A 7,727-nucleotide genomic window follows, 5' to 3' on the forward strand; every position below is an offset into this window, starting at 1 on the left:
TTTATTCCGGAAAGTTATAGGGTCTGCCACTACCGGGCAGGGCACTTTTAATTGCTTGGTTAGATGAGGCTAGTGTGACGCTCAATCATTCTATTGATATCAGCGCAACCCGTTCCGGAACTTCCCATGCTGGGTTGCCAGGTTTACTGGCGCGGATACCGGCGCTGGTAGACGAGATCGCCAAAGACGCTTCGCAACGGGACCTGGAACGGCAGTTGCCATTCGAGGCATTTCGCCAGATCCGCGAGGCCGGCCTCGGCGCGCTGCGAGTGCCACGTGAATTGGGCGGGCCCGGTGGCAGCGTCAGCGACTACATCGAACTGATCGCCAGCCTGGCCAGTGCCGACCCGAACGTGGCCCACGCCCTGCGTTCGCATTTCAATTTCAGCGAGGCGGTGATCCACAGCCCGGACAGCCCCGAGAAGCGCGATTACCTCGACAAAATACTCGACGGCAAGCTGTTCGCCGGGGCCCACACCGAAGTCGGCGCGCCGCTGGGCACCATCCTCACGCGGTTGACCCGTACCGGTGACAGTTTCCGCCTCAACGGCAAAAAGTGGTACGCCACCGGCTCGGCCTATTCGGATTTCCTCTCGTTTTCCGCCACCAATGACGACGGCCAGATGATTTCCGTGCTGTTGCCGGCCGACCGTCCGGGCATCAATGTGCTCGACGACTGGGACGGCATGGGCCAGCGCCTGACCGCCAGCGGCGGGGTGGCGCTGGACAACGTCGAAGTGTTCGCCAACGAAATCAAAACCCGCAGCCACAACGCCGACGTCGGCCGGCATTGCTCGACCTTGCGCCAGTTACACTTGGCGGCCTGCACCGCCGGAGTGGTGCGCAATATTCGCGAGGACGCCGTGAGTTACGTGCGCAAACAGGCACGGGCGGCGATGCACAGCCCGGCGGATGTGGCCCGTGACGACCAGTTCGTGCAACAAGTGGTCGGCGAGATCGCCGCCAATGCTTATGCGGTCGATGCCTTGATTGCCAATACCGCGCGAATTCTCGATGAAAGTTCCCAGGCCTTATTCAATGCAACGCCCACTTTGGATCAACAATTAATTGACGCCTCGATCAGCAACGCACAAATGCAAGTGGTGGTGGCGAAACTAGCGCTGCGTTCCGCCGAAGTATTATTTGAAGTCGGTGGCGGCTCCGCTACTTCCCGTAAATATAATTTCGATCGTCACTGGCGAAATATCCGTACGGTGTTGAACCATAACCCGTTACTGCATAAAGCGCGGGTCGTCGGTGACTTTTACTTGAATGAAACCACCACCCACCTTCGCGAGGGGCTGGTGTTCTAAAGTTGCGCAGCAGGGACGCTGCCTTTGCTAAACCCGTGTCTGTATCACCCTTTAACGCGCAAGACCCCGCCAGGTACCGCATTTCCCCACTCCTTTTTAGATGGCCAGGAACGTCCACCACGCCAGCAATAAATTGATTTTTTGCAGGTAGTCCATGAATGCTCGTTTGAATACCCCACGCTCGCCCCTCGGACTGATGGTGTCGATTGGCGTAATGACCCTGTGTGGCAGCGCCGCTGCCTTCGCTGACGACGCCGCCACCGGGCGGGTCGCCGGGCAATCCGCCAATGGCGATAAAGCACTGGAAACCGTGGTGGTGACCGGTTCGCGGACAGAGTCGCGGACCGTGGCGCAGAGCCTGGCGCCGATCGATGTGATCAGCGCCGACGACCTCGCCCGGTCCGGCAAGCAGAACTTGCGTGATGCCCTGGCGGCGCAAGTGCCGTCCTACACCAACGACGCCGGTTTCACCGGCGCCACCGGGATCGCGGTCAAATCCGCGACCCTGCGTGGCCTGGGCGGCAACGCGGTACTGGTGCTGGTCAACGGCAAGCGCCGGCACAACACCGCGCAGATCTTCCACCAGTCGTCCTCAACCTCCAACGGTCAGTCGCCGGTCGACCTCGACCTGATCCCGGTCAGCGCCGTCGACCACATCGAAGTGCTGCGCGATGGTGCCGCCGCGCAGTATGGTTCGGATGCGATCGCCGGGGTGATCAACATCATCCTCAAACGCAACAAGAGCGGCGGCCAGGCCACCGCGTTGTACGGCCAGTATGGCCAGCGCGAAGGGCACAAGGGCAACTTCGGCGCCACCGGCGAGAGCCTGATCAACCAGGGTTTCGAGTTGCCGAATGACGGTTTCTTCAACCTCAGCGGCGATATCAAGATCCAGGAAACCAGCAACACCGCCGGCGCCGTGCCGGACCGCACCAAAATCTATTCCGGCAATGACCCGCGCGAGTTCGGCGAAAGCCGCAACCGGCAGATCATGGGCCAGCCCCGGGCGCAGACGTACAACTTCGCCTACAACACCGAACTGCCGCTCAACGAAGCGCTGGATTTCTACTCGTTCTCCACTTTTAGCCACCGTGATTCCACCGGGTTCGGCACTTACCGCACGGCCAACTCGGCGCAGAACATTCCGGAAATCTACCCGGACGGTTTCCTGCCGAAATTCCGCTCGGTCGAAGACGACCTGCAAGGCGTGTTCGGCCTCAAGGGCAAGGATGTGCTCGGTTGGGACTGGGACTTGTCCACCAGCTACGGGCGCAACGACGTCAACTACCACAACGACGATTCGCTGAACGCCTCGTTCGGCCCGTCGAGCCCCACCGACATCGACAACGGCGAGGCAATTTTCAGCCAGTGGACCAATAACCTCGACATCAACCGCTCGTTCGACACCGGGCTGTTCGACAATCCGCTGCACGTGGCCGGTGGTATCGAGTATCGGGTCGACGGTTATCAGATCCGCAAGGGTGAGTTCGCCTCCTATGCCGATGGCGGCTACATCTATCCGGTCGGCTCGCCTAACGCCGGCAAGCGTCCAAGTTCCGGTTCGGCCGGGTGGGGTGGTTTCAGCCCTGAGGCCGCAGGGAGTTGGGATCGCAGCAACACCGCCGGTTACGTCGACTTCACCCAGAAGCTGACCAACGATTGGGAGCTGAGCCTGGCCGGGCGGTTCGAGCACTACAGCGATGTCGGCGACACCACCAGTGGCAAGCTCTCGACCCGCTATCAACTGACCCCGACCTTCGCCGTGCGCGGTGCGATCAACAACGGTTTCCGCGCACCTTCGTTGCAGCAACAGTATTTCTCCTCCAGCACCTCGGCCTGGAGCGCCAACCCGGTCACCGGCGTGCTCAGCCAGACCGTCACCACCTACGCCCAACCCGGTTCGGCCACAGCGGCGGCCCTGGGTTCCAAAGAACTTAAACCAGAGAAGTCGCGCAACTACAGCGTCGGTTTCGTCGCCACCCCGGCGAAGAATCTCGACATCACTGTCGACCTGTACCAGATCGACATCAAGGACCGCATCCTGCAAACCAGCGCCCTCAGCGGGGTCAACGACGCCAACATCGCGCGGTTGCTGGCCAACGCCGGCCTGAGCACCAACCAGAGCGTCGCCTACTACGGCAACCTCGCCGACACCCGTACTCGTGGCATCGACCTGGTGACGGATTACCGCGCCAACTACGGCGCTTACGGTCGCGGCAAATGGACCCTGACCAGCACCCAGAGCCTGCAGGAAATCCGCAGCATCAAGGAACCCGATTCCCTGGCCGGCACCGGCGTCGAAGTGCTGGGCCGCGACAAGCAGGGCAACCTGACCAGCGCATTTCCGAAGAATAAAACCGCGCTGTCGCACACCTGGTTCATCGATGACTTCGAAGTGGCGATCAAGGAAACCCGGTACTCCCCAGTCACCGGCAAGAGCTACTACAACGAGAACCGGGACGAGAAGGTCAAGTCGGCGTTCATCACCGACCTCGACGTGGCCTACAACATCAGCGACCAGTTCAAGGTCTCGGTGGGCGGCTTGAACATCTTCAACGAACGCCCGGAACAGCTCAGCGAACAAGCCAAGCTTTATTACTTCATGCCCGTCGATAACCCGGCCTACAGCTGGTATTCGCCCTACGGGGTGGACGGTGGCTACTACTACGCACGCCTCGACTATTTCTGGTAATCGCGGTGGCGGCCCGACCGGTGTTCGGTCGCGCCGCCCCAGCCTTTGATTCGCCTAAAAAAAGGACATCGAAATGGCTCAGCCCCACGTCAACGACCGCTTCGAACGCAGCGCGTTTCCCTCGCCGCTGGACTTCGCCGACAGCCCGTTGAGCAAAGCGCTCAAGCAACCCTTGTTGCTCGGGGTGTTCCTCAACATGCAGGACATCCGCGTCACCAACCATCCGACGTCCAACACCTGGACCTTCGACTACAACGCGAAAATTGTGCAGCAGGCCGAGGCCCTGGGCTTCGAGCTGGCCTTCAGCCGCACGCAGTGGTTGCCCAAGGGCGGCTACGATGGCGAGGCGTCGCTGGACTCGTTCATCGCCCTCGGTGCGATGGCGGCGATCACCCACAGCATCCTGCTGATCTCCACCATCCATGTGCTGTACGGCCCGTTGCACCCGCTGCACATCGCCAAGTACGGCGCAACCCTCGACCACATTGCCAAGGGCCGTTGGGGCATCAACATCGTCACGGGTCACCGACCCATCGAGCACGAAATGTTCGGCCGTCCGCAGATCGAACACGACCAGCGCTATCAACTGGCGGGCGAACTGTTCGACGTGCTCAATACCCTGTGGAGCAGCACGGAAAACTTCAGCTACGAAGGCGCCCACGGCTGGAAGATCAAGGACGGCTACATCACGCCCAAACCACCATACGGCCGCCCGGTGCTGGTCACCGCCACCGGCTCCGAGGCGGGCATCGACTTCGCCGCCAGCCAATCCGACCTGGTGTTTATCACCAACTCCTCCGGCGCCGGCATTCGCGAAACCCTCGAAGACATTCCGGCCCATGTGCGCAACATCAAGGCCCGGGCCCGCAGCTTCGGCCGCGAAGTGCGGACCATCATCAACCCGATCATCGTCAGCCGCGACACCGAGGCCGAAACCCGCGCCTACCTCGAAGCGATCATCGGCAACAAAGTCCCCGGCGCCTTCGGCAATCACAAGGCTTACGCCAGTGATGCCCACGCCTGGCGCGGCCGCGCAGAGGGCTCGCGCAACACCGGCCTGGGGCTGGGCGGCAACATCGAAATCGTCGGCACCCCGGAGCAAGTGGTCGAGCAACTGGTGGCGCTCAAAGCCGCCGGCATCGACGGCGTGCAGCTCAACTTCCACGACTTTGCCGTCGACCTGGCGCATTTCGGCGAGCGTATCTTGCCGTTGCTCAAACAAGCCGGCCTGCGCCTGTAACGCGCTCGAACCCCTATTCAGGAGCACCTCATGAGTCTCGAATTCATCGGCCACACCAGTAGCCGCAGCGGCGCGGAAGTGATCGAGGCCAGCGGCCCGATCATCGACAAGGCCTACATCAAGCACATGGCCCACACTGCCGAGGCCAACGGCTTCGATCGGCTGCTGATCGGCAGTTTCGCCACCTGGCCAGACAACAACCAGATCGCCGCCTATGTGCTGCACAACACCGAGCGCCTGGGGGTGATGCTTGCTCATCGTCCGGGCTTTGTCGCGCCCACCGTGGCCGCGCGGCAATTGGCGACGCTGGACCAGTTCAGCGAAGGGCGGCTGGCGGTGCACGTGATCAGCGGCGGCACCGACGAGGACCAGCAACGTGACGGCGATTTCCTCGCCCACGACGAACGTTACGCGCGCACCGCCGAGTACCTGACGGTGCTTAAGAAGGTCTGGCACAGCGATCAGCCGTTCGATCATCAGGGCGATTACTACCGAGTCAAAGGCGCGCTGTCCTCGGTGAAGCCGTGGCAGGCGGGCGGGGTGCCGATCTTCTTCGGCGGTTCGTCGGCGGCGGCGTTCGAAGTCGCCGGGCAGCATGCCGAGGTGTATGCGCTGTGGGGCGAATCCCTGGCGCAAACCGCCGAGACCATCGCCAACGTGCGCGAGGCTGCCGCCAAGTACGGCCGCGAGCATGAGATCAAATTTCTCCTCGCGTTCCGCCCGCTGGTCGCCGACACCGAAGAGGCCGCGTGGGCGCGCAGCCGTGAATTGCTCGCGCTGGCGAAAGCCAAATACCCACCGGCACCGGCGCTGCATCAAAACGTCGGCTCGCAACGTTTGCGCGATGCGGCGGCCCAGGGCGCAGTGCTCGATCAGCGCCTGTGGACCGAATTCGCTGCCGTCACCGGCGCCCACGGCAACTCCACGGCGCTGGTCGGCACACCGCAGCAAGTAGCGGATGCGTTGCTTGAATACCACAAGATCGGCGTCGATAAATTCCTGATTCGCGGCTTCGATCCGGTGCCGGACACCCTGATCTTCGGCCGTGACGTCATTCCACTGGTGCGCGCGGCCGTGGCCCGGCGTGGCTGAGGTGAGCCTGTTCGGCCAGTTGTTCGGCGGTCCGGATTTCGTCGCGGAGGATTGGGCGGCGATCCGCGTCGAACACGGGCCACTGGCGCGCTTGCCGGAACTGTTCCGCCAGCCGTTGCTGCACAGCATTGAGGCCTTGACCGACCGCTACCGTGGGCCGCTGTCGTTCGGGCGCGGCCTGCGTTCGCCGCAGACGTTCGACAGCCAGGCCAACGCCGCCAGCCTGCTGCAACTGGGGCTGACGGTGTTCCTGCAAGACCTCACGTCGACCCTGCCAGGTGCAGGCGAGTTCCTGCGGGCACTGGAGCGAGAATTGGGCGTGGTCAGCGGCAGCGCGCGGTTAAGCGCTTTTGCCTCGGCGGGGGATGACGGCGTGTCCTGTCATTACGATGCCGAGGAAGTGATCTCGATTCAGTTGCTGGGGCGCAAGACCTTCCATGTCGCGCCAATGACCGAGATCGCCTCACCCTATGGCGCGCAATTCGGGCCGGACATGGTGGCGGTGGAGAATCTCTACGAACAGGCGCGGGATGGCTTTCCCCAAGCGTCTGGCGTGACGTTTGTCGCGCACAACATGCAGCCCGGTTCGGTGCTGTACCTGCCACGCGGCACCTGGCATCGGACCGAGGCATTGGAGGCTTCGTTGTCCTTAAGCATCGTCATCCGCCCGCCGGTATTGGCCGATGCGCTGTTGGGCTGGTTACAACCCTGGTTGCTCGGCGATGCGCGCTGGCGCTCGCCCTTGTATGGCGGTGCGGTGGGGCATGCGGAACCGTTGCAGACATTGTTGGGGGAATTGGCGATGCGTTTGGCGGACGATGCGGCGACGCCGGTGTTGCAGTGGCAGTCGACGCCGGCGGTGGAGGGCAGTGAATTGTTGCGGGTGCCGGGCTCACGATTGGCGGTAGCGCCCGCCGGGCCTGGGCGGGCGCGGTTGGTGGTCAGTGCGCTGGACCGGGACTGGCGGGCGCGGGTGACCTTTGACAGTGAAGTGCCGGGTGGGTTGGCTGGGGTGATTGAGTGGCTGGAGACACGGGATTCGGCGTTTGATTTGGCAGTGTTGGGGTTGGAGTTTCCGCAGATTGCGGTGGGGGATTTGCGGCAGTTGGTGGAGGTGTTGGTCAAGGCGAGTGCGTTGCGGCAATTGGTACCGCGGTGAGCGTGGTTTTTTGATTGTCTGGCCATCGTTGAGTTGGTTTTGATCGCCTGTCAGGTGTGCGCCATTCACAACTGTGGGAGCGGGCTTGCTCGCGAAGGCGGCATGCCTGCGGATGATGCAATACCGGCTACCCGCTAACCCCTGTGGGAGCTGGCTTGCCAGCGATGGCGTCGGGTGGGGTGATGGATTTGGTTGGTGTACATATCCGTTGCTGCGGTAACGGCTGCTTAG

General features: G+C 62.4%; 5 protein-coding genes. All 5 read left to right on the forward strand.

Annotated features, from left to right (window positions below; genetic code table 11):
- Nucleotides 1-74 precede the first annotated feature (74 nt).
- Nucleotides 75-1,313, forward strand: a complete 1,239-nt coding sequence (locus RG836_RS19340) for an acyl-CoA dehydrogenase family protein (RefSeq protein WP_310848527.1) — start codon at nucleotides 75-77, stop codon at nucleotides 1,311-1,313.
- A gap of 154 nt (nucleotides 1,314-1,467) precedes the next feature.
- Nucleotides 1,468-4,005 carry a TonB-dependent receptor plug domain-containing protein gene (locus RG836_RS19345; RefSeq protein WP_310848529.1) on the forward strand — a complete coding sequence of 846 codons (2,538 nt, stop codon included), beginning with the start codon at nucleotides 1,468-1,470 and terminating at the stop codon, nucleotides 4,003-4,005.
- Between the two features lie 73 nt (nucleotides 4,006-4,078).
- Nucleotides 4,079-5,245, forward strand: a complete 1,167-nt coding sequence (locus RG836_RS19350) for an LLM class flavin-dependent oxidoreductase (protein WP_310848531.1) — start codon at nucleotides 4,079-4,081, stop codon at nucleotides 5,243-5,245.
- Nucleotides 5,246-5,275: 30 nt separating this feature from the next.
- Nucleotides 5,276-6,337 (forward strand): LLM class flavin-dependent oxidoreductase, encoded by a 1,062-nt coding sequence (locus tag RG836_RS19355; RefSeq protein WP_310848533.1) that lies wholly within the window; start codon nucleotides 5,276-5,278, stop codon nucleotides 6,335-6,337.
- Complete coding sequence (locus RG836_RS19360) at nucleotides 6,291-7,496, forward strand: JmjC domain-containing protein (RefSeq protein ID WP_310848535.1); 1,206 nt, start codon at nucleotides 6,291-6,293, stop codon at nucleotides 7,494-7,496. Before RG836_RS19355 ends, RG836_RS19360 begins: the two co-directional genes overlap by 47 nt.
- Nucleotides 7,497-7,727 lie beyond the last annotated feature (231 nt).

It is taken from the genome of Pseudomonas rhizozeae (assembly GCF_031583775.1).
In the GTDB taxonomy this organism is placed as follows: Bacteria; Pseudomonadota; Gammaproteobacteria; order Pseudomonadales; family Pseudomonadaceae; genus Aquipseudomonas.